The organism is Paenibacillus soyae (genome assembly GCF_024623455.1).
GTDB lineage: Bacteria > Bacillota > Bacilli > Paenibacillales > Paenibacillaceae > Pristimantibacillus > Pristimantibacillus soyae.
On the sequence record NZ_JANIPJ010000005.1, the window covers coordinates 99,976 to 123,439 of the forward strand.

The window sequence follows — 23,464 nt, forward strand, 5'->3', positions numbered from 1 at the left end:
AAAAATTTTGATGTCAAAGGCGAGGGAATTCGGGTGGAACTAACCGATTTGAGAGTGATGTTGGCCATTATGAAGGAAGGTAACATTACCCGGGCGGCGGAGAAGCTGGGTTATGTCCAATCGAATATCACGACGAGGGTTCGCAAGCTGGAGCAGGAGCTCGGCGTGCAGCTTTTCCACAGGAACACGAAGGGAGTCGTTCCTACGGAGAAAGGGCTTCTATTCAGTCAGTACGCCTCCAAAATATTGCATATGGTCGAGGATGCCGCCCTGGCTGTCAAAGAGCCGGATCAACCGTGCGGGCCGCTTGCCATCGGCGTTGTGGAGACCATCGCATCGTCGGCGGCATTTATTAGAGCGCTAAGCGATTTTCAAAGCAAATACCCGGAGGTTTCATTATCGCTTGTGACCGGCACTTCGCCGCAAAATTACGCCAAGGTACAAAACCGCGAGTTGGACGGCGCTTTCTGCACAGGAGAATACGACCTGTCTCAGGTGCAAGTCGCCTATGAGATCCAGGAAGAAGTATTCCTGTTTCAAGGCGGACAAGACCCGGGTTCTTCCGCTCCCGATGTAGCGAAGGCGTCGTGGATTGTGTTTCCCAAAGGGTGTCCTTTGCGCGCTTCCATTGAAAACTGGGTTCAAACCAAGGGAGCGGCTTCCATGAACATGATTGAGGTGAGTACGCTGGATACGATGCTGAATTGCGTACGTTCCGGAATCGGTTACGCGCTTCTGACCGAGTCGGTCGTGACCGCGGACGATCGGCGTCTTCGTGTCCACTCGGTACCGCAGCCATATCGCTTCGTGACGACGCGTCTTATTTCCCGGAAGGAGCAATTCCGCAGCAAAGCGTTCTCGGCCTTCGCGAAATGCGTGGAGTCAGCGGGAAAAGCTTCGGCACTGGAATCCTAACTGACAGACATATTCACAAACTAAATATATCATGATATATTAGTATACAAATAGATATGGCTATTGGATGAGGAGGATTACCGGATGCCGAACGATTCGACGTCGAAGCCGATGTACGAGCAAATATTCGAGGCGCTGCGCGACCAGATCAGGGAAGGCAAATACGCCGTGGGGGAGCGCGTCCCATCGGAGAAGGAGCTCGGAGACGAGTTTCAGGTGAGCCGGATTACGAGCAAGAAAGCGCTGGAGCTGCTGGCGATGGACGGGTATATCGTTCGGCAGCCCGGCAGGGGATCGTTTGTCGCCGAGCCCGGACGCCAGGGCTCATCGGTAAGCGGTTCAACATCGAGCCAGCCGAAGCAGCGGAGAGCGGCCGCGGCGGGCAGGAGGCTCATCGGCCTCATCATGACCGATTTCGGCGACGCGTACGGCAACGGGCTGGTCTACGGGATGGAGCAGGCGTCCCGCGACCACGACTCGTACCTCGTCCTGCGCCGGTCGTTCGGCATTCCGGCGAACGAAGAGGAAGCGATCAAAGGCTTGCTGGAGCTGGGCGTGGACGGACTGATCATTTTGCCGGCGCAGGGGGAATACTTCAACGCGGAAATACTGAAGCTGGTCATCAGCCAGTTCCCGTTCGTGCTCGTCGACCGGCATTTGAAGGGCTTGTCCGCGGGCTCCATCAGCACGGACAATGTGACCGGCGCGGCCAAAGGGACGAACCATCTGTTCGAGCTCGGCCACCGGCATATCGCGTTCCTGACGCCGCCGCCGATGGATACGACCGCGATCGAGGACCGGATCGAAGGGTTCATCCAGGCGCATGCGGAGCGGGGCGTCGTCGTGGACCGCGACATTTGGATCACGGACATTACGTCCACGCTGCCTACCGCGTACGTCGAGGAGAACAAGCGGAAGGACATCGAGAAGATCAAGGCACATCTGCAGAAATATCCGCATATTACGGCGCTGTTCGCGACCGAATACAATATTGCTCTGCTCGCGTCGGAGGCGGCCAAGGAGCTGGGGCTTGCGGTGCCGGACGATCTATCGATCATCTGCTTCGACAGCCCGTATCGGAACGGCGTGCAGCCGTATACCCATCTGAGGCAAAATGAAGAGGAGATGGGAAGGCTCGCCTTCGAACACGTGCTGAGGCTCCGCGACGGAGAGCAGCTGCCAAACCGCGTCCTGCTGGACGCGGAGCTGATCATCGGCAGCTCGACGGGAGCGGCGAAGGCTCGCACGACTTAAGCGTGGCAGGCGGGCATATGCGCATGATGAGCATAGGAGGAACGATGGCGATTAGGCCATCGTTTCTTTTTTTAGTTGGGGCCAGCGGCGCGGTGCGGGTGCGGGGGAGCTCTAACGACACGATTAATCGTTAACGCATCAGCGGAGGCGGTTGGAGGAGCGATAACGATCCAATATGTCGCTACTGATAGGAGAAGCGGGGTGTGAGCGATCATAACGACACGCCTGATCGTTAATGCAGCAGCAGAGGCAGTGGAATGTGCTGCAGCGATCAGTAATGTCGTTACGGGTGCGAGAAACACAATGCGAGGAGCCACAACCACACGACGGATCGTTAACGCACGCATCGGCGGAGGCCGCGGGTACGTACGCTAACGATCCACCTCACGCGAAATATGTCGCATAATAGTATACCAATTAAAACAAAGGACATATTGGTATACGTATGACTCAAATATTTATATTGACATACTAAATAGATGCCAATATAATCAAAAATGTAAGCGGTTAACCGCAAGAATACGATCGATCGCAAACACGGTTTACGAGAGGGAGGTAGCGGCTTGAAGCAAACGTCTCCGCAAACGCCATTTTCGATCCAGTCCATAATTGAGCAGATTACCGAGAAATGGGGCCACGGCAGCAAAATCGGGGGCATGTTCGAAAAATGTTATATCAATACGTTACAGACGACGATCCGGAGGAAGGAGGACGGCACGACCTTCGTCATCACGGGCGACATTCCCGCGATGTGGCTCCGGGATTCCGCGGCGCAGGTGAGACCGTATCTGGTGCCGGCCGCGACGGACAACGACCTGGCCGACATGATCGCCGGAGTCGTGCAGCGGCAGCTGGAATGCATCTTGATCGATCCGTACGCGAACGCGTTCAACGAGACGCCGAGCGGTAAGGGCCATCACGAAGATTTGACCGAGATGAGTCCGTGGCTGTGGGAGCGGAAATACGAGATCGACTCGCTCTGCTATCCGATTCAGCTCAGCTATCTGCTGTGGCGGAATACGGGGAGGACGCAGCAGTTCAACGAGACGTTCCGGGAGGCCGTCCAAGCGATTCTGAAGCTGTGGCGCACCGAGCAGCATCACGAGACGAAGTCGCCTTACACATTCGAGCGACGGAACTGCCCGCCGACGGATACGCTGACCCGGGAGGGGAAAGGCAGCCTAACCGGCTACACGGGCATGACTTGGTCCGGCTTCCGGCCGAGCGACGATGCCTGCACGTACGGCTACTTAATACCGGCGAATATGTTCGCCGTCGTCGTGCTCGGCTACCTCGCGCAAATCGCGGAAGAGGTGCTCCTCGACGACGAGCTCCAACAAGAAGCGATCAAGCTTCGCGACGAGATCGAACAGGGCATCGAGCAACACGGCATCGTCGACCATCCGAAGTACGGCCGGATGTACGCGTACGAGACCGACGGCCTCCGCAACCACAACCTGATGGACGACGCGAATGTGCCGAGCTTGCTCGCGGCCCCTTATCTGGGCTACAAAAACGCGGACGACCCGGTGTACCTCAATACGAGACGCTTCGTGTTGAGCGAAGACAACCCGTACTTCTACCGGGGAGAGGCCGCGGAAGGAATCGGCAGTCCCCATACGCCGGAGCGATACATTTGGCCGATCGCGCTGGCCATACAAGGACTAACGGTGAACGACCAGGAGGAGAAGGCGCGGCTGCTGGAGCTGCTTGCCCGCACGGACGCCGGGACCGGCTTCATGCACGAAGGCTTCCATGTGGATGATCCCGCCGAGTACACAAGGCCGTGGTTCTCCTGGGCCAACATGATGTTCAGCGAGCTGGCGATGGATCATGCCGGCCTGCGCGTCAAGAAACAGTAACAAGCCGGGGAAAGGCCATCGCCAACCGGCGAATATAAAGCGTTTTCATTCGATGAGATGAAAAGGGAGGCAATCGGTATGAAGAGATGGTTATCGCTTGTCACGTTAACGGCCATGTTGGTTACGGCAGCTTTCGGGTGCAGCAACGGCAACGGCGGCTCGAACGGCGGGAACGGCGGAAATGGCGGCAGCGGCGGCTCGGGAGACGGCGGCGGCAAGCCCGTCGAGCTGACGTTCTGGGGCGACTGGGGCGGCGAAGGGCAGAAGCAGTTCGAGACGATGGTGGACGCTTTCAACAAATCGCAGGACCGCATCCGAGTCAAATACGTGCTGCAGCAGGACATGATTACGAAGTTCCTGACGGCGGCCACCTCCGGAGGCGCTCCGGACATCCTGTTCTGGGACAGATGGAGAACGTCGCTGTACGCGCCGAAGAACGTGCTGCATCCGCTGGATGAATACATGGCCAAGGACGGCCTCGACAAGAGCGCTTTTTACGAGGAATCGATCAAGGAGCTCTCCTACAAGGATAAGCTGTACGGTCTGCCGCTGACGGTCGACGCGCGCGCCCTCTTCTACAATAAGAAGCTGCTGGACGAAGCCGGCGTGACGCCTCCGACGACATGGGCGGAGCTGGAGGAAGCTGCGGTCAAGACGACCAAGTGGAACGGCGACAAGCTGGAGGTGGCGGGCTTCTCCCTCGGCGACAACGGTCTGTTCAACATGTATCTGCAGCAGGCGGGCGGATCGATGCTGTCGGAGGACGGCCAGAAGACGAACTTCAACACCGAGCAAGGCAAGTCCGTCTTAAGCTTCTGGAACAAGCTGCTGAACGAAGACAAGGTGTACAAAGTCGGCTTCGAGCAAGGTCTCGGCGAAGGGACGGACGCGTTCGTCACCGGCAAGCTGGCGATGCATTATACCGGACCATGGATGCTGAGCACCTACAAGAAATACGGCAAAGACCTCGACTTCGGCATCGTGCCTCCTCCGGCCGGACCGAACGGGGACAAAGGCAGCGTCATGGGCGGCTTCGGCCTCGTCATTCCGGAAGGCGCCAAGCATAAGGAAGAGGCGTGGGAGTTTATCAAGTGGTGGACGGCGAACAAGGACAACGCGCTGCTCTGGGCCAAAACAAGTCTCAACATGCCGGGTCTCAAAGAAGCGCTCGAGGACCCGTTCTTCAAAGACGATCCGTTCTGGCAGCCGTTCATGGAGACGCTGGAGTTCGCGAAGATCCGTCCGGCGCATCCGGGCTACTCCGTCATGGAGAACGACGGCCTCATTCCGAACCTGCAGCTGTACCAACAAGGGGAGCAGAGCCTCGAGGATACGCTTGCCAAGGCGCAGTCGCAAGGCGACAAGCTGCTGGCGGATAACGCCGAGGTGAAGTAACGAGCCCAACGGCATACGGCCAAAAATAAACCGAAAGCGGCGAGGGGGGATCACCTCCCTCGCTGCCTTCTCATTAAGCCTCAAGGAGGGATCCCGTGTGGCTTCCATCGGCAAGCTAAACCGCCATCAGGCGAAGATGGCTTATCTGTTCATCACCCCGACGATGCTGCTCTTCCTCGCGTTTACGATCATTCCGGTGGTGATGGCGCTGTTCCTCAGCTTCACCAATTACGACGTCGTCAGCCGGATGGACTTTGTCGGCATCGATAACTACAAGCGGCTGACAGACGACAGCTTGTTCTGGCAGACGTTTAAAAACGTGTTCTACTACGCCGTTATTTTCGTGCCGCTCAACATCCTAATATCGCTGCTGCTCGGCATGCTCATGAATTTCAAGCTTCCCGGCGTCCGCGTGTTCCGCACGATGAATTATTTGCCGACGTTAACGTCCGCCGTTGCCGCAGCTACCGTGTGGATCTGGCTGCTGCATCCCGAGTTCGGCCTCGTGAACGGCATCCTGAGCTACTTCGGCGTCGTAGGCCCGGCTTGGCTCGCGCAGACGGAGACGGCGATGCTGTCCATCATTCTCGTGACGCTGTGGCAATCGGTCGGCTCCAACATGATCATCTACATCGCCGGCCTCCAGGGCATCCCGGAATATCTGTACGAATCGGCGAAGCTGGACGGGGCGACCGCCTTCGACCGGTTCCGCTACATTACATGGCCGCAGCTTCGCCCGACGACGTTCCTCGTGAGCACGATGTCGATCATCGGGGCGCTGCAGCTGTTCGACCAGGCGTTCGTCCTGACGCAGGGCGGACCGGGCAACGTCACCAAGACGCCGGTCTACCTGATCTACCAGCAGGGCTTCAACCAGCTGCAGATGGGCTACGCGTCCGCGCAGGCGTTCATCCTGGCCATCGCCATTCTCATCTTCTCGTTCATCAACATGCGCATTAACAAATCGGAAGAGCCGATCGTATAGGAGGGGACGGTATGAAAACACAACCATCAAACCGCGGCGCCGCCGCCATGCCTGCAGCCCCGCTCATCTCCTATCCGGCGCGGAACGCTATCGGCCAAGCAGCGTTCTATGCGGTCAGCATCGCGATCGCCGTCTTCATGTTCCTGCCGTTCTTCTGGAGCATCATGACGTCGCTGAAGCCGAGCGAGGACATCTTCTCGATTCCGATCCGCTGGCTGCCGACGGAGGTGACGCTCGAGCATTACCGGCAGGCGTTCACGACCGTGCCGTTCGGGCTGTATTTCTGGAATTCGCTTGTCCTGGCGGTAGCCGGCGTGCTCGCGAACCTGTTCTTCGGCTCGCTCAGCGGGTACGCGTTCGCGAAGCTGCATTTCCGCGGCAACAAGGCGATGTTCCGCGTTCTGCTCGCCGCGATGATGATTCCGGGCATCGTCACGATGATCCCGAGCTTCTACGTGCTGAAGCACTTCCCGCTGATCGGGGGGAATGATCTGTTCGGCGGCGGGGGCAACGGCTTCTTGAACTCGTTCTGGGGCATAATCCTGCCGGGCGCGTCGGGCTCGTTCGCGGTCTTCTTCATGCGGCAGTTCTTCCTGACACTGCCGTCGGACATGATGGAGATGGCGCGGATCGAGGGCTGCAAGGAATTCCGCATCTTCTGGAACATTTATTTACCGCTGACGAAACCCGCGCTCGCGACGCTTGGCATCTTCACGTTCCAGGCCGGGTGGAACAGCTTCCTGTGGCCGATGATCATCCTGAACGATCCCGAGAAGGCGACGATCCAGATGGGGTTACAAGCATTCTCGTACAATTACCAGACGGATTACGGCCCGATGATGGCCGGCGCGCTGATCGCGATCCTGCCGATTCTGGTGCTGTTCTTGCTGTTGCAGAAATATTTTGTCCAGGGCATCGCCTTCACCGGCGTGAAAGGATAGGAGGCAGCATGAAGCGACAACGAAACAAATGGCTGGCAGCTGCGGTCGTCGCCGTCGTTGCGATCACCGCGATTGCCGCGGCCTGGCAGAGCGGCCTGCTGCGGCAGGTGTTCGGCGGGGAGGCGGTCGGCGTATGGGCGGAACGGGCCGAGGAAGCGCAGCAGCAATTCCAGACGTCGTTCTGGGACGAGGGGCGCGGGCTCTACAATAACGCCGCTCCTTGCATGCTGCAGCTGTGCACCGACCCGTTCAACTATTGGTGGCTCGCGCACGCGGTCGATGTCCTTGTCGACGGCTACGAGCGGTCGGGAGATGAGCGATATGCGGAGCAGCTGGCGAAGCTGTACCAAGGCATTTTGGACCGCAACGCCGGCGTCTTCCCGAACGAGTACTACGACGATATGGAATGGATGGCGCTTGCTTGGCTGCGCGCTTACGACGCGACGGGCGAGGAACGCTACAAGGAAGCGGCGCTTGTCTTGTGGGAGGATATTCAGACGGGCTGGAACGACGAGATGGGCGGCGGGATTGCTTGGCGCAAGACGCAGCTGGACTACAAGAATACCCCGGCCAATGCGCCAGCCGTCATTCTCGCGGCTCGGCTGTACCAGCGGTTCGGCAGCGAGGATGATCTCGCCTGGGCGCGGCGAATTTACGACTGGCAGAAAACGAACTTGGTCGATCCGGATACCGGTCTCGTATGGGACGGCATGAACCGCATGGGAGACGGCTCCATCGACAAGGACTGGAAGTTCACGTACGGCCAGGGCGTTTATATCGGAGCGGGAGTCGAGCTGTTCAGGGCGACGGACGATGCCTCGTATTTGGAGAATGCCCGCAAGACGGCCGCGAATTTGCATGAAGCGTTCACGAGCCCGGCGACCGGCATGCTTCCTTCCGAGGGGGAGGGAGACGGCGCCTTGTTCAAAGGCGTGCTCGTTCGGTACGTGGGCGAGCTTATAGTGCTGGACCCGGAGCATGAGTCGGCTCGGAAGCTTGCGGAGCTGCTCGAGACAAACGGAGACAGCTTGTGGGAATACGGGCGCGGCGCCGATTCGGCGCTGTTCAGCAACTCTTGGGCGCAGACGCCGGACGAGGTCGTCCAGCTTAGCACGCAGCTGAGCGGCATGATGCTGCTGGAGCAGCTTGCGCGGTTGGAGGCGCAAGGCGGGAAGTAGGCGCGCGGTTCGCGGCTTTGCGGCCTCGCGGCAACCAGCAGCAGCGTGGTCCGAACTGAGGGCAGGCATAGAGACGGAGCGATCAGAATACGAAGACAGAGGCGAAGCAGGGAGTGGGAAGCATGGAATGGAACAGACGGGCGGACGAAGCCCAGGCGGCTCTCGGCCGTTTCTTTTGGAATGACGCAATCGACATGTTCAATATCGAGACGCCTTGTCCCGACGGGGCGTGCAATACGATCTTCCATTATTGGTGGATGGCGCATGCGGTCGACGCGCTGACGGACGGCTACCTGAGAACGGGCGAGATGGGCTATGTCGTTCGGCTCGAGCGGCTGTATGACGGGTTGCTGCGCAGGAACGGAGGCGCGTTCCCGAACGAGCTGTACGACGACATGGAATGGATGGCCATCGCATGGCTGCGGGCTTACGGAGCAACCGGCATCGAGCGGTTCAAGGAAGCGGCGCTCATCCTGTGGGAGGATATTAAAACCGGCTGGAACGATCATATGGGCGGGGGCATCGCCTGGCAGAAGTCGCAGCTGGATTACAAGAACACCCCGGCCAACGCGCCGGCGGTCATCCTGGCCGCAAGGCTGCACCGGGAGCTCGGCGGAGAGGAGTATCTCGACTGGGCGCTGCGCATCTACGAGTGGCAGAAGAGCCATCTCGTCGATCCGGACAGCGGCTTCGTCTGGGACGGGATGAACCGGACCGGCGACGGCGCGATCGACAAGGACTGGAAGTTCACGTATTGCCAGGGCGTCTATATCGGAGCTGGTGTGGAGCTGTACCGGATTACTGGGGACGAAGCCTACTTGCAAGACGCAATCCGGACGGCCGAGGCGACGCGCAGCGAGCTTGCGGATAACGCGACGGGGCTGTTCCCGGACGAAGGGGACGGCGACGGCGGACTGTTCAAAGGCATCCTTGTCCGTTATTTGGCCGAGCTCGCCAAGGAGGCGCCGGCGCGATCGGCGGCCGAAGGACTGCTGCTGGGCAACGCGAGCGCGCTGTGGAGCAGGGGGCGCGACGCGAAGCGCCAGCTGTTCCATACCGACTGGTCGTCGCCGCCGGCCGAGCGCGTCACGCTCAGCACCCAGCTCAGCGCGGTCATGCTGCTCGAGCGGGCGGCGGAGCTGGAGAAGAGCGGGCTGGAGGAAGCTTCGGCTTAACCGCTAGGAATGAAAGAGGGGCTGCCCAAGGAGTAACGAACCTTGGAGCAGCCCCTTCTTGCGGCATGCGTTAGATTTTGAATTGCGCCAGCTTCTCCAGAAGCTCCTCCACCATCCTGCTGAGAGCCGCGGAGGAAGAAGCGATCTCTTCCATGGACGCAAGCTGCTCTTCGGAGGCGGCAGCTACGCTCTGCGAATCGGCTGCGGCCTTGGAGGCCAGTTCGGCTAGCTGCGACACGTTGTCCGACACGAGATCCGTGCTTGCGGACATTTGCTGCGCGGACGAGGACACTTCCTGGATCTGCATATTGACCGCAGTCATCTCTGACAGGATGCTCTGGAAGCGCTCCTGGCTGCCCCCAATGCTCTGCACGCCGCTCCGGACCTTCGCGTTCCCCGCAGCCATCGTTGCTGCAGCTTTGCCGGTATCCTTGCGAACCGCCTCGACGAGGCCGGTCACTTCTTCGGCGGCTTGTTTGGTCTGGTCCGCGAGCTTGCGAATCTCGTCGGCAACGACGGCGAAGCCCCGTCCATGCTCGCCTGCCCGCGAAGCCTCGATGGCGGCGTTCAAGGCAAGGAGGTTGGTCTGCTTGCTAATATTCGCGATGATGTCGATCATCCCGCCGATCTGCTCGGACCGCTCCTCCAGACGCTTAATGGAGGCAGCCGTCTCCTCCACGGAGCGCATGACCTCTCCCATCTCCGTCACAACGGTCTGAAGCTCGTCGCTGCCTTGTTTCGTTTGGTTCGTCACGCCATCGGCTGTCGCGGACACGGAGGATGAAAATTCCGCGATACGCTCCGCGCCAACCTTGATCTCGCTCATGGAACGGGACGAATCCGACGCTTGGTCGTTCTGCGCCATCGCGCCTTCCGCGATGCTTCCGACCGCGGCGGCGACGGTATGAGCCGCGCCGCTGTTCTGTTCGGCGCTTGCGCTCAATTGCTCCGAGGTGGCGCCGACCGTCATGGACAAGTCGGAGACCAGCCTGAACATCTCGCGCAGCTTCCGGGTCATCTCGTTGAAGTAGCCGCTCATGATGCCGATCTCGTCGCCGGAGCGTACGGTCATCTCCTGCGTAAGATCTCCCTGCGCCATCAGCTGCAGCTTGCCGGACAAGGCGCGCAGCGGCTTCGTAACCATTATTCGGATCATGAGCGTCAGGATGGCGATCAGGACTACGATGCCCGCGGCCGATTCGAGAAGCGCCGTCAGCCTTGTTTGATGGTAATCCGCCAGAATGACGTCTTCGGATATCGAAGCCTGCGTGTACCAGGTCTGCTCGCTGCCGGGCATAGGGATCGGCTCGAACACGCGCAGCACCCGGTCTCCTTTGGAATTCACCGTATAGCCTTCCGTACTGGAGCCTGCTTCGACCTTCTTCCACAGCTCCGCTTTCTCCGGGTTATCGCCAAAATGCTGCAAAATCGAATCCGGATCGTTCGGGTTGGCTACGTACATGCCGCTTCCCGTAATTAACGACACGTAACCGCCCAATGGCTCGTACTTGCCGGCGTCCTCTTGCAGCTGCTCCACCGTCAGATCGAGGCCGACGATGCCGAGAAACTCGCCTTCCAGGCTTAGGATAGGCTGAACGATGGGCATCAAATTCGTCTTCACGCCGCCGGCTTCGTATTCATATGGTTCAATGTACGTTAGCTGCTTGCTTGCTTTCGGCAGCAAATAGTAATCCCCGGCTCCCGGCTTCTCGTAATCGACTAGCGGCTCCATCTGAATGCGGCCGTCGACTTTAATCAGATAAGGGATGAACCGTCCCGATGCATCGTCGTAAAGCGATTTATTCCGGTTCGCCTCGTCATTGCCGTCGAATGCGTTCGGTTCCCATAGCGTATACATCGCGAAGAGATCGGAGCGCTGGCTGAGCGTATGCTGCATAATGCCAATGACTTGTTCCCTGGAAAGGGATTGATCCATGCGGGTAGCGGCCATCTGCTCGGCCAGCGACTTCAGAGTAGCCTGCATGGACGACAGCCGGATCTGCAGATCCGTGGCGTATTGCACGCCGGCGTTTCGTCCTTCCAGCTCGCCCTTGGCCATGCTCAAGGTTTGCAGCTGGCTCATATTCATCATGAGGATCGAACCTAGCACGAGCAGAACCGATAGCGCCAGCACCAGGGTAACCTTCATGGAGAGGGAAAATTTCTTGAAAAATGTCATTGGTCTCACCCCAGTTCGTAGATTAGAATATGTTTCGTCATTTTTCGACAATTTTTGAATAGCGTGACGAAAAATTTACATTCCCTTAACAAAAGTATCTCTTTGCAAAAAAAAAGACCGCGCCACTATCCTTCGCAGGAGGTTGTGGCACGGCCTTTATTCGTCGTTTATAGCGCTCGCATCCGGTTGTTCCGCGGGTTATGCTCGACCTCTGCGAGACCAAGCGCTTCCAGCAGCGGCGGCACGTACATGCCGAAGCGTCCGCGGAAGCCTTTCTTCAGGCCGTACCAGCCGCCGACCGGATTCTCGGGCGAACGGCCCCAAGCCTCGACCGTGCCATCCTTTGGCGGCTTCTGCTCGTCGGCGCTGCCGAGCTCCATCCAGTCGCCGTGCTGCTTCAGCATGGCATGAAGGTCTTCGATGCAACGGTAATCGTAATGCAGCACGGTTTTGCCGACCGTGCAGACGAGGATGGCTTTGCCGTCCTTTTCGTCTTTGTACATTTCATATTCGGACGTTTGCGGAGGCGTCTTCAGCTTCCACGGATTATCTTTGGTTCCGAGCTCGGTGGACATCGCTTGCAGCTCCTTTGGAGGTTTAGGATTTTTTGGCTTTCTTCTTCGCGGGTAGCTTCTCCGGCAGCGTCTCCGCCCATGCGAATGAACGCTCCAGCCAAGCCGTGATCCTCTCCGGCTCCTGCTTCCAGCCGACGGGGAGGGCGACGTATTCCTTCATGGCCCGGCCCGGCATCGGGCTGAACTCGGACGCGCCGTCGATCGCGAGCAGCTCGGCCCTCAGGTCCTCCGGCAGCCGGACGAAGATCTGCTCGCCGAATAATCCGGCGAACATGTTGCCGTTGATGAAGGCTCCAAGATTGCCGAACATCGGTTTGATCAGTATATGAGGATGGCTTGGCATCGCCCGCGATAACAGCTCTTTGGCGTCTTGCGGCGGTTTCGGAAAGGACATCTTATGTTCTCCTGTTCGGGTGGTTTTTTGGGCCCTAGGCCAGAATAATGCAAATCAAGGCGCATTGCAAAACCATGGAGCGTCTGGGTAGGCAATAAGCCGAGAAAATCGTGTTACAGTGGCGACCGAAGCGTCTGGTCAGGCAATAGACCGAGAAAATCGTGTTACAGCGGCGACCGAAGCGTCTGGTCAGGCAATAGACCGAGAAAATCGTGTTACAGCGGCGATCGGAGTGTCTGGGTAGGCAATAGGCCGAAAAAGTCGTGTTACAGTGGCAATCCGAGCGCCTTGGTGGGCAATAAGCCGAGAAAATCGTGTTACAGCGGCGATCGGAGCGCGGGATGCATATTCCAGGGGATGACAAGGTTACATTAATTTTGTGATGCGATAGGGAAGCGGCCAATTTAACGGAAACGGGTGTGCGGATATGAAGAAGAAAGCGATAGCGCTGCTCATTGCGATGGGTTCGATCGGAGCTTGGGCCCCAATGGTGCCGAACGCTCCTTCGATCGTGGCCGCTGCGGCGACGCTGGATGTTGATTTGTCCACGATCATTATTAAAAGCGAAACCGCAGCCAGCGAAAAGGCTTTGATCGAGGAGGCTGATGTCATCGTGTATGGCTGGTTCGACAGCGCCGATCAGGAGACGCCGACGGGGCGGGCGGTGCCGGGGGCGCAGGGACGGATGTTCGTCAATTTCCAGCAAACCTTCCATGTCGAGAAGCGGCTGAAGGGCGAGCCCAAGCAGCTGCTGCGCGTTCTCTCGACGGGCGTCGAACCGATGGCGGACGGCGGGGACCCGCTGAATCACGCGTATACGGGACCGTTAATAGAAGGGGAGTACATCTGCTTCCTGACGCAGATCGGCGGCTCGGGGCTATATCGGCTTGCCGCCGGCTGGCAGGGCGTGTATCCGGTCCACGGCGGCAAGACGATCGCGCTCGAAGACGAGGGGTTTCCCCAGCTGGGCGGCTTAACGGTCGAGCAGATGGAGCGGCGCGTGAGGGCGAGATGAGACAACGCCGTGCAATACGCCAGATATGAATTTGGAACCTTCGCGTTTGCGTGCGTCACGCAAACGCGAAGGTTTTTTTGCAGGTTTCATGATGGATAAGCCGCCCTCACTTCTCCGTAAAGGAACCGAAGTCGGTAATTTTCACCTTGCAGGTTATCGTGACCTGCGAACGGCTGAACGTCCGATCCCAATCATCCTTGACCTTCCTCCAGACGGCCGGCTTCTCGATAGCCAGTCTTTGCCCGAAGCCTGCGACGTCGGTCTTGTATTTGGTCTGCAGCTTGCGCAGCAGGTTCTGCATCTTCTCCTGGAGTTTCTCTTCGAACTGCTCCTCGAGCTCCTCGGCGTACTCGTTCGTGGTGGGGTGGGCTTGCTCGTCCCAGGTTTCGATGAGTCGGCCTTCGGTTTCGATGCCGACCTTGAACGAGATTTGTTCCCCTTCCGTTCGGGGAGTGATCTTGCTTTTCATAGACAGGAGTTCGTAGGTAATCGGCTGGCCGTTCCTGTCGTAGGCTTTGATCGGTCCGGCATCGCCTCCGCCAATCAGCCAGTTCAGACTTTCCGTATCCTCCTGGTTTAAGGACCCGATAAAACGGCCGGTAGAACCGTTGATGATTCCTGCGCCGGACAGCTGGATCTCGCCGCCTCCGGTTACCAGTGTCTGTAAGACGAAGCTCTTTCTCGAGTGGGTCAGCGAATCCAGCTTGGTCAAGGTAACGGGATCGAGCACCTTGCTGGTCCGGGATTGGTTGCGGTGCATGCCCGCGATATGAAACGAAGGAACTTCGCCCGGCATCTTGCTGATTAACGTTTCTCTTGCTGGTCCATCGCTTAGATAGACCAAGGTGCTGGGGCGGATATTGTTATCCCGGAGCAGGAAGTCCGTAATTTGCTCGATCGATTGTTTGCGCAGCAGATCGACGGAGATGACGACGACTTTCAGATGATGTCCGATAACGGGCCTGTCCAGGCGAATCGAGAATTGCCGAAAAATCTCGAATATGGAGTCTCCGCTACCCGAAACGTTCATATAGGCGGATTGCTTGCCGCTCTGATCTTTGCCCTGGTTTCCTTTGGATTTGATAGGCGCGACTTGAATCGTGACCATGACGCGATTCCGTTTCGCATAGGTTGAGCCCTTGCCTTCGAGCTCCTTCTCGACAGGGGCGGGTTGGCCTTTGTCCATGGCCAGCCCGGTAGACAGGGCCAAGTCCTCGATCTCGTTGCTGCTCCAGCAGCCAGCCAGCGGAACGAGCAGGATGGAGATGGCCAGAACGAGAAGGGAGCGGCCGCATCGTCTATACATGCTGCTTCAGTCCTTTCACGCGCACCAGCCAGATAAGAGACAGCAGTACCGGCACCAGCAGGAACAAGCCGATCCCCATCATCCCGATCGCGTCTCCGAGGTGGAACAGATCATTGAGGCTCTTGGGAGCCATGGTGGACAGGAAGAGAACCGGGAGCAATCCGTAGATGACCGGCTGATAGGAAACGTTGAAAATTTGGGATACACCCAAGGACGATTGGAAGAAGAAGCTGCAGAAGTTGCAGAACATCTGCATGAGCCAAATCACCATCAAGGGAAATTCCAGCCGCTCCACGAAAAATCCGGTAACCTCGAAGCTTCGGATGAGGTCGATCGTCGGCCATGTGCTGGTAATCACGGAATCGACGGACATGCCGCCCACGACGACGATAATGGTGACGAGATAGACCGCCAGCATGATGGTTATTCCTCCAATCATGGCCTTCACGGCCTGGCGCGGATGCTCCATATAAGCGACCAGCGTCAGGATCACTTCGCAGCCGGTATAGACCAGGATAGACGACTTCAGCCCGGCAAAGACGGGAAGGAGGCCTTCTCCGAGAACGGGTCGCAGATTGTTGATGTCGAACAGGCGCAAGCTTACCCCGAAGGAGACGAAAAGCACGAGCATGGAGATCGGGAATACGATCTGATTGACCCTGGCAATGGAGTTGATCCCGCCGCCCACCAGATAGGCGCCTAACCAGATGAACGGCAGCACAATGGCCCACATAGGCGTTCCTTCAAGCAAGAAGAAGAGAGTTACTTCGGCCAGCGTACGGATCTCGAAGCCCGCGATGACGAGGAAATAAACGACGAGCAGCATGCATATCGCCTTGCCCGGCAGCTTGCCGGCGATCCTGCCGGCGTATTGGAACACGGTTTGTCCGGGAAATTGCTGGGACAGCTTGACCAGGAGCAGAATGACGGGAAGGATCACGGCGCCGCCAATAAATATGGTAAGCCAAGAGTCGGGCGTCTCGGTGGTTTGGGTGACGCTTCGCGGCATGGTCAGGATCCCCGCGCCCAGCACGGTGTTCGTCAGGAAGACGACGGCTTGCGAGGTCGTGATTCGATCGTCGGTACGCGTGAACAATTGGAGCCCTCCAGACTTGAGATTACGATTTCCGTTTGTCGTCTTGCGTCTTCGTCATTGCGGGTCTTCTCTTCATGAGGGCTAACGGCGCCCGGAAGAACAGATCCTTCCAGTCCCGCAGCCTGAACGGCGATACCGGAGTCAGGTAAGGAACGCCGAAGCTCTTCAACTTGGTAAGATGGCTGCAGAGCAGCAGGAAGAACAGGATCGTTCCGTACATGCCGAGGAACGCGGCGAACAACATGCCGACGAATCGCAGCAGCCGGAGCGATAGACCGGCGCTATAGATCGGGATGGAGAACGAGGAGATCGCCGTGACGGCCACGACAATGACCAGGAAGGGACTGACGATCCCGGCCTGCACGGCCGCGTCTCCGATTATGAGACCGCCGACGATGCCCATCGCGGGGCCGACGGGCTTGGGCAGCCGGATGCCGGCCTCCCGTAGGATTTCGATCGAAACCTCGAGAATAAGCACCTCGATCAGCGACGGGAAGGGAACGCCTTGGCGAGTCTCTATGATGGACATCGCGAGTTCGGTCGGGATGAGACCCGGATGGAACGAGATGAACGAAATATATAGCGCCGGTGCCATAAGCGCCAAGAACGCGGCTAGAAAACGCAGCATCCGAAGGAGCGAGCCAGGGAGCCAGCGTTCGTAGTAGTCTTCCGGCGATTGCAGCAGCATGCTGAAGGTGGAGGGAACGATTAAGACAAACGGCGTTCCGTCCAGCAGGATCGCGATTCTCCCTTCCAGCAGCGCGGCGATCGCCCGATCGGGCCGCTCCGTGTTCTGAACCTGCTGAAACGGGCTCAAGTAGTTGTCTTCGATTAATTGCTCCACATAGCCGGACTCGGCGATGAAATCAAAATCCATTTTGCCGATGCGGGCCGAAACCTCCTCCAGCAAATCCGGATTGACGATATCCTTAATGTACGCCAGCGCCAGATCCTTTCGCAGCCGCGTGCCGACCTTTTGGGTCTTGATCTCCAGCTGGTCGCTGAAGCCTTGCCGGCGAAGCATCGACGTATTCTCGCTAAGCACCTCGGTGAAGCCCAGCCGAGGGCCGCGAAGAAGCGCTTCGGACAGGGGCTCCTGAACGCTTCGGTTGGCTCCGTTGGGGTATTCTATCAGCAGTCCGCCAAGCTCGCCCTCGATCATCAGTCCGATATGTCCGAACATCACGGAACGATTAAAGCTGTTCAGATCCGAAGCTTCGAGGAGGCAGCTGAAGGGAAGCCGGTCCCGGATCCGGCCCGGTTCGTTGATCGTATCCGAGCCGGCTTCGAACATTAGGAATTCCATCAGGTGGAGATCCAGCACCCGGTCGTTGTGCATGCCGGCCACATAGAACAGCGCCGCGCGCACATTCGTTTTCTCCATCCGGATTTCACGGAAGATCAGATCGCTGTTGCCGCCGATGCGGTCGCGGATGACCTGGATATCGGCCTCGTAATCGCCGCTGAAGGGCGCGCCGGAGGGTTCGAGAAGGGTCTCGGCTTTTTTGCTATCGGCGGTGTCGGGTTTTTTTCCTTTGCCGGTGATGGCGTACATCTTTTTGTAGATTTTGCTGGCTAGAATCGGGATTAAGAATGCTAGGATTGCCTGCGTCCACACGTTCCAGCCCGGGATGTAATCAATGACCGATGAAAGCATGACAGTCCTCCCCGCGCGGTCATTTCAAGCTAGTGGTAATTGAATTTTTCCAATTTCCACCTATTATTATTCATGCTGAGGCAATTTGTGGGCCAAATGGACTTTTTATCTCTATTGCAAGGCTCGGCATCTGCAGTCGGAAATTTTGCCGTTTGCCGGCCTGAAGCTTAATTTTTTCTATAGTAAGCAGAAGATGTTAATGCTATAATCGCTTTGCAGATTTTTTTCGACAAAATCCGATAATGACGGAACGGCGGGGGCTTACAGCATTTGAAGAGCAATCTATCGAGTAATAAAAGAGTCGCAAAAGCGCGCATAACCATTGCTTGCATAGCGGTGGCGCTTGCCGCGCTGGCTGCGTTCGTGCTCATCCATACGTACACGGGCACGAACATCTATCCGAATAAGGACAAGAAGCACGCGATGCTTCGTCTCGAGGACGTCGGGCCGGGAGGGGATTACGGCAGTCTCGAAGGCCTCGGCAAGCTGAGGGCCGTATTCGACTATATCGCGTCGGAGCGGATTCCGTTCCACGTCGCGGTTATTCCGAGGAGATTCATGCTGGGGGAGGACGGCGCTTGGACGGAGATGGGCATCGACGATCCGGATCCGGACGAGGTCACGGCCCAGTTCGCGCGGCTGCTGCGGGACGCGCAGGAGAGCGGCGGCGTGCTCGGGATGCACGGCTACACGCACCAATACGGAGAGACCGCGAGAGAGGATGGCGGACAGAACTCGGGCACCGGCAACGAATTCAAGGTGAAGGATGCGCCGGAGACGAACGAGCCCTCTTACGCGGCGGCGCGCATCATGAGCAGCCTGAAGGCGTTCGAGGCGGCGGGACTGCGTCCCGCTTTCTGGGAGTCGCCCCACTATCACGACACGCGGGAGCAGGAGAAGGTGTTCCGCTCGTATATGGGCATCCTGTACCAGCCGGATTTCCTCTCCCTCCGGTCGCTCAAGGATTTGAACATGTACGACAGCGTGAATACGTACGGGCAGGACAGTCTCGGCTCGGTCTACGTACCGGCCCCGTTCCGTTACGTCAGCGACGCCTCCTCCGTCGACGGCATCCTGGAGAAGGCGGAGAGCGATGACGGCTTGGCGGCGATGTACCTGCATCCGTTCAAGGAGTTCGACTATCTCGAGCCCGTTGTCGGTCCGGACGGGGAGTCGGAGATGAAGGACGGACTGCCGGTGTACCGCTATCGGGAAGGCGGCGAGCCCTCCCATCTGCACCGGCTGATCGGCGGCATGAAGGAGAGAGGGTACGAATGGCAGTCGCTCCACGACATCGTGCCTTTCTCGCCCGCCCATCGGGTAACGCTGCCTCCGTCGGCAGCCGCCGATGATATACTTCTTGGCAGCATAACGGGGGACGGCAGCGACGACATCGTCTTGCGCGAAGAACATCGGATCCGGGTCATACCGGGCAGCTACGAGTGGCCCCGCAACCGCGTGCAGGAAGCATCGGAGGTTTGGCTGCTTGAGTCGTTCGCGCCGGAGGAGGAGCTTCTGCTGGCGGACATGAACGGGGACGGCAGGGAGGATCTGGTCGCGTACAATGCGGAGTCGGGCGCGCTTCGCGCAGGCTTGGCGGATGAGCTGCGTTTTCTGGCGATGGAGCTGGCGGGGGCGCTCCCGCCGGGACTGGAGCAATTGCAGCCCTACCGGTTCGTGCAGGGCCCGGGCTTCATCGCGAAGCGGGGGGAGCGGGTCCTATCCATCCAAGCCCATAGCGGAGACGGATGGGCAATCACGGAGGAGGAGCCGGTCGTGCCGGAGGACGCGGTGCTGTACGCCGGCCGATTCCGGGTGGCGGCGGTAGACGATATTTTGTTCCGGTCGGCGGAAGAAGGGGCGGTCGCCATCCTCTATCGGGAAGGCGGCGGCAAGCTTTCGGATCCCGTGCCGGTAGAAGCTTCAGGGAAGCTCGGACAACTGCTGGTCGGCGACCCGAACGGAGACGGGCTGGACGACATCATCGCTTACACCTCGCCTGATGGCTTGTGGCGAGTATGGGAGAATGACGGAGGCGGCCGGTTCGCGCCGCTGGGCAACGACTTCGGACCATGGGCCGGGTCCCGGGGAAGGCTCGGATTCGTTGCGGACATGGACGGCAACGGCAAAACCGATATTTTATCTTATGATCAGACAGGGAATGTGCTGGACCTCGCGCTATCGTTCCGGGGCGGCGCCCGCTAACATCGAAAGGAAGGCATCATGCAGCCATTTTTTATCGTTCTCGCTAACGTATTTCAGTTCATTATTTTCGCCGTGACGCTGTATCAAATCTTGATTAGTCTGGCCGGCTTCAGGCGGGAGAAGAGGGCCGGACGGCAGCATGCGCCGGAGAAGTCCTTCGCCATCCTGGTCGCCGCGCATAACGAAGAGAAGGTCATCGCGCCGCTCCTCGACAACCTGAACACCCTGGATTACTCTGACGAGCTATACGACGTATTCGTCATTTGCGACAACTGCACCGACCGCACGGCGGAGATCGCGGCCGCTCATGGCGTATACGCGATGGAGAGGACCGACGACAGCCGCAAGGGCAAAGGCTTCGCCATGGAATGGATGCTGGGGAAGCTGTGGGAGCGGGAGCGCCAGTACGACGCCGTCGTCGTGTTCGACGCGGACAATCTGGTCAGCCGGAATTTCCTTCGCGAAATGAACAACAAGCTCATGGACGGTCATCGCGTCGTGCAAGGCTATGTCGAGACCAAAAATCCTTTCGATTCCTGGGTCTCCCTCTCTTACGCCATTACGTACTGGTTCATTAACCGGATGTGGCAGCAGGCGCGGCATAACTGGGGCATGGCGACTACGCTTGCCGGCACCGGCATGTGCTTCGAATCCGGCCTGCTCAAAGAGATCGGCTGGAACGCCACTTCCCTGACTGAGGATGTCGAGTTCACCGCGCGGTGCATCGGGCTTGGCATCTACCCGACTTGGGCGAATCAAGCGATTATTTACGACGAGAAACCGATTACTCTGGTCAGCTCGATGCGGCAGCGGGTACGCTGGATGAGGGGACATACCGACTGCGCGAGACGGTACATGTGGCCGCTGATGCTTCAGGCGATCCGGACGCGAAGCTTCGCGCAGTTCGATGCCGCGATGTATTTGTTCCAGCCGATCCGGTTCATGTTCGTCGCGGCGGTGTGGGTCATGTCGTACCTGCAGCTCGCGACTCCGCTGCACGAGCAGTTCACATGGCTGCGCACCTTGCCGGACTGGGCATGGATCGCGCTGAACGCCGCTTTGTTCCTGCAATTCCCGCTCGTCATGCTGCTGGAGCGCAGGCCGTGGCGTTCGTACCTGGGCCTGATCCTGTTCCCGGTATTCCAGTTCACCTGGTTCCCGATCACGCTCGTGGGTCTCGTCACCAGCAAAAACAAGACGTGGAACCATACGGTTCATACGCGTTCCATCCGTATCGAGGATGTCGCCGGGTAGGCGGGGTCTTCCTGTTCATATAATATTACAGCGGAAAAAGCAGCCGATCGGCTGCTTTTTTCTTGTTTGCGCCTGCCACCACCTCGTACCCGTCGATAACGATGATATGCATCGTTATTGACGCTGAAGTCGGGCTGAGCCGAACAGTAACGATGTTTGATGTCGCTATTGCGCCTGCTGCCGCCTCTCTGCACTCAGTAACGATGCTTTGCATCGTTATCGACGCTGCAGACGGACTGAATCGGGCAGTAACGATGCTCTATGTCGCTATTGCGCCTGCTGCCCCCTCTCAGCCATCAGTAACGATGCTTTGCATCGTTATTGACGCTGCAGACGGGCAGAGAAGCTCGTCTCCCGCCTACCAAGGTATCGAAAAGCGGTGGCGCGCACCTTTCCAGCTCAGCATGCCCGTCAAGACGAGCGCGATGATATAGATGGACAGGGAGCAGGCGATCGAGGCGATGACGCACCAGAGCTGCGGCATGTCTTGGCTGAGCGCGTAGTTGTAGATCCAATGCCCGCCTATCGCCATCAGCATCGTGCAGATCCCGACCTTGATATAAGGACGAATGCTCCAATACGATCCGATCGAGCTGGAGATGGATAAGAAGTTGAGCAGCGTCTGCATCACAATGCCGATCCCGATGCCGTACGCGACGCCATTAATGCCGAATTGGCTGCCCAGCACGAAGATCGAGACCCCCTTGAAAGCGGTGGCGATGACGTAATTCCACAGCATGGCGTTCGCGCGGCCGAGACCGAGCATAATGGCATGCAGCGGAGCGTCGAAATAATGCAGGAAAAACATCGGCGCCAATATTTTCAGCAGCATCCCTGCCTCCGGCGCGTTGTAGACGAGCGTCGTCAGCGGAGTCGCCCACTCGTACAAAATAATAGTCGCCGGCGCGCCGATCAACAGTCCCAGGCTCATCGCCTGATTCATCCGCTCATGGATGAGCAGGCTGTTCCGGTTCGCCGCCGCTTCGCCGATCGCGGGGATGAGGGCGGTGGACAGGGACTGCGTGATGAAGCTTGGCATGAACAGCAGAGGAAAAGCAAAGCCGGCAAGCAGGCCGAACTGCTTCGTGGCCGCCGCCGTGCCGATGCCGGCCAGCGCCAGGCTGGTTGTAATAAGAAGCGGCTGGAACGTGCTGTACAAGGAATGCACGACGCCGTGCCCGGTCGTCGGCAGTCCGATCTTCAGCAGCTCGCCGAGCGTGCTTCTTCCTTGCTTCAAGTGGCTTGCCCAAGTTTCGCCCGGCCGTTTCGATTCGCCGTACAGCTTGTAGCTTGCCGCCAAGAAGAGGAGGCTGATCGCTTCGCTTACGACGGAGGCGGCCATGGCTCCGGCAGCCGCATAAGCGACGCCAAAGGGCATCAATAGGTGAACCAGCGCAAGCACGCACGCGATTTGGACCGTATGCTCCAGCACGTCGGACGCGGCGATGGTTTTCATCTGCTGCATGCCGCGGAAGTAACCCTTCAGTACGGCGGAGACGGCGATGATCGGCGCGATTGGCGTAATCGCCAGCATCGCGTAATAGGCGCGTTGGTCACTAAGCAGAATGGATGCGATCCACTCCGAGCCTAGCAGCGACAGGGTCGTGAGCGCAACGCTCAAGAAGCCCGTAACCGCAAGTGAGACATGTAGAATTTTCCTCACCTTCTCCCGTTCGCCCCGGGCATGGGCTTCCGCGACGAGTTTCGAGATGGCGACCGGCAATCCAAGCTCCGTAATCGTAATGACGAGCGGCACGAGCGGATGCGCCATCATCAAGATGCCGATTCCTTCCGCGCCCAGTACGCGCGCGATGTACATGCCGCTGACGAAGCCGAGAATCCGGTTGATGAACGCGGCGACCGACAACACCAGCGTACCCCTCATGAACGTTTGACCGTGTTGAGACATGATTCGTGTTCCTCCTGTTATTGAATACTTAAATGTATTCAGAAACGGGAAAAGCATGCGAACAAGCCGACCAGCTGCTTCCATTCTTGAAGATGCCCCGAGGTACCATGCCATGTTGGTACTATGCGCGCCATACCCCGTCATACATAATAAAGGCAACAAATGGAAG

At 58.4% G+C, this 23,464-nt stretch carries 18 protein-coding genes; 11 read left to right on the forward strand and 7 right to left on the reverse strand.

All coding sequences use genetic code 11. The features are described 5' to 3' along the window. Positions 1 to 48 precede the first annotated feature (48 nt). The 8 genes from NQZ67_RS09005 to NQZ67_RS09040 all read left to right on the forward strand — a co-directional run bounded on the left by NQZ67_RS09005 (position 49) and on the right by NQZ67_RS09040 (position 9,705). Positions 49 to 915 (forward strand): LysR family transcriptional regulator, encoded by an 867-nt coding sequence (locus tag NQZ67_RS09005; protein ID WP_257444781.1) that lies wholly within the window; start codon positions 49 to 51, stop codon positions 913 to 915. A gap of 84 nt (positions 916 to 999) precedes the next feature. Continuing rightward, on the forward strand, positions 1,000 to 2,169 hold the full coding sequence (locus NQZ67_RS09010) for a GntR family transcriptional regulator (RefSeq protein WP_257444783.1): 1,170 nt from the start codon (positions 1,000 to 1,002) through the stop codon (positions 2,167 to 2,169). Positions 2,170 to 2,732: 563 nt separating this feature from the next. Then, positions 2,733 to 4,031 carry a glycoside hydrolase family 125 protein gene (locus tag NQZ67_RS09015; RefSeq protein WP_371825281.1) on the forward strand — a complete coding sequence of 433 codons (1,299 nt, stop codon included), beginning with the start codon at positions 2,733 to 2,735 and terminating at the stop codon, positions 4,029 to 4,031. Between the two features lie 78 nt (positions 4,032 to 4,109). Next, a complete protein-coding gene (locus tag NQZ67_RS09020) occupies positions 4,110 to 5,426 on the forward strand; it encodes an ABC transporter substrate-binding protein (RefSeq protein ID WP_257444785.1) in 1,317 nt (438 codons plus the stop codon). A gap of 136 nt (positions 5,427 to 5,562) precedes the next feature. Beyond that, positions 5,563 to 6,411: a carbohydrate ABC transporter permease gene (locus NQZ67_RS09025; RefSeq protein WP_257445076.1), complete on the forward strand. Its 849-nt coding sequence runs from the start codon at positions 5,563 to 5,565 to the stop codon at positions 6,409 to 6,411. A 47-nt stretch (positions 6,412 to 6,458) separates the two neighbouring features. Next, positions 6,459 to 7,352, forward strand: a complete 894-nt coding sequence (locus NQZ67_RS09030; protein ID WP_257445077.1) for a carbohydrate ABC transporter permease — start codon at positions 6,459 to 6,461, stop codon at positions 7,350 to 7,352. Positions 7,353 to 7,360: 8 nt separating this feature from the next. Further along, on the forward strand, positions 7,361 to 8,530 hold the full coding sequence (locus NQZ67_RS09035; RefSeq protein ID WP_257444787.1) for a glycoside hydrolase family 76 protein: 1,170 nt from the start codon (positions 7,361 to 7,363) through the stop codon (positions 8,528 to 8,530). A gap of 122 nt (positions 8,531 to 8,652) precedes the next feature. Next, positions 8,653 to 9,705, forward strand: coding sequence for a glycoside hydrolase family 76 protein (locus NQZ67_RS09040; RefSeq protein ID WP_257444789.1), 1,053 nt, complete (start codon positions 8,653 to 8,655; stop codon positions 9,703 to 9,705). A gap of 70 nt (positions 9,706 to 9,775) precedes the next feature. Here the strand turns inward: NQZ67_RS09040 and NQZ67_RS09045 are convergent, their stop codons facing one another. The 3 genes from NQZ67_RS09045 to NQZ67_RS09055 form a co-directional block, all read right to left on the reverse strand. Then, a complete protein-coding gene (locus NQZ67_RS09045; RefSeq protein ID WP_257444791.1) occupies positions 9,776 to 11,884 on the reverse strand; it encodes a methyl-accepting chemotaxis protein in 2,109 nt (702 codons plus the stop codon). Between the two features lie 167 nt (positions 11,885 to 12,051). After that, positions 12,052 to 12,459, reverse strand: a complete 408-nt coding sequence (locus NQZ67_RS09050) for a DUF6855 family protein (protein ID WP_257444793.1) — start codon at positions 12,457 to 12,459, stop codon at positions 12,052 to 12,054. 22 nt (positions 12,460 to 12,481) lie between these two features. Next, positions 12,482 to 12,853, reverse strand: coding sequence for a TfoX/Sxy family protein (locus NQZ67_RS09055; protein WP_257444794.1), 372 nt, complete (start codon positions 12,851 to 12,853; stop codon positions 12,482 to 12,484). A 427-nt stretch (positions 12,854 to 13,280) separates the two neighbouring features. On the opposite strand from NQZ67_RS09055, the gene NQZ67_RS09060 reads away from it, so the two are divergent. Further along, positions 13,281 to 13,868: a hypothetical protein gene (locus NQZ67_RS09060; RefSeq protein ID WP_257444795.1), complete on the forward strand. Its 588-nt coding sequence runs from the start codon at positions 13,281 to 13,283 to the stop codon at positions 13,866 to 13,868. Positions 13,869 to 13,974: 106 nt separating this feature from the next. Here NQZ67_RS09060 and NQZ67_RS09065 read toward each other — a convergent pair whose 3' ends face one another. The 3 genes from NQZ67_RS09065 to NQZ67_RS09075 are packed head-to-tail and all read right to left on the reverse strand — an operon-like array spanning position 13,975 to position 17,927. Next, positions 13,975 to 15,174 carry a Ger(x)C family spore germination protein gene (locus tag NQZ67_RS09065; protein ID WP_257444796.1) on the reverse strand — a complete coding sequence of 400 codons (1,200 nt, stop codon included), beginning with the start codon at positions 15,172 to 15,174 and terminating at the stop codon, positions 13,975 to 13,977. Beyond that, positions 15,167 to 16,270, reverse strand: a complete 1,104-nt coding sequence (locus NQZ67_RS09070; RefSeq protein ID WP_257444797.1) for a GerAB/ArcD/ProY family transporter — start codon at positions 16,268 to 16,270, stop codon at positions 15,167 to 15,169. The genes NQZ67_RS09065 and NQZ67_RS09070 overlap by 8 nt, the downstream gene beginning before the upstream one ends. A 22-nt stretch (positions 16,271 to 16,292) precedes the next feature. Further along, positions 16,293 to 17,927 carry a spore germination protein gene (locus NQZ67_RS09075; RefSeq protein ID WP_257444798.1) on the reverse strand — a complete coding sequence of 545 codons (1,635 nt, stop codon included), beginning with the start codon at positions 17,925 to 17,927 and terminating at the stop codon, positions 16,293 to 16,295. 270 nt (positions 17,928 to 18,197) lie between these two features. Between NQZ67_RS09075 and NQZ67_RS09080 the strand changes: the two genes are divergently transcribed. Together NQZ67_RS09080 and NQZ67_RS09085 are read left to right on the forward strand one after the other, a co-directional pair. After that, positions 18,198 to 20,132, forward strand: coding sequence for a DUF2334 domain-containing protein (locus NQZ67_RS09080; protein WP_257444799.1), 1,935 nt, complete (start codon positions 18,198 to 18,200; stop codon positions 20,130 to 20,132). 18 nt (positions 20,133 to 20,150) lie between these two features. Then, entirely contained in the window at positions 20,151 to 21,386 is a 1,236-nt protein-coding gene (locus tag NQZ67_RS09085; protein ID WP_257444800.1) for a glycosyltransferase family 2 protein, read from the forward strand. A 358-nt stretch (positions 21,387 to 21,744) separates the two neighbouring features. Here NQZ67_RS09085 and spoVB read toward each other — a convergent pair whose 3' ends face one another. After that, positions 21,745 to 23,295, reverse strand: coding sequence for a stage V sporulation protein B (gene spoVB, locus NQZ67_RS09090; protein WP_257444801.1), 1,551 nt, complete (start codon positions 23,293 to 23,295; stop codon positions 21,745 to 21,747). Positions 23,296 to 23,464: the final 169 nt, after the last annotated feature.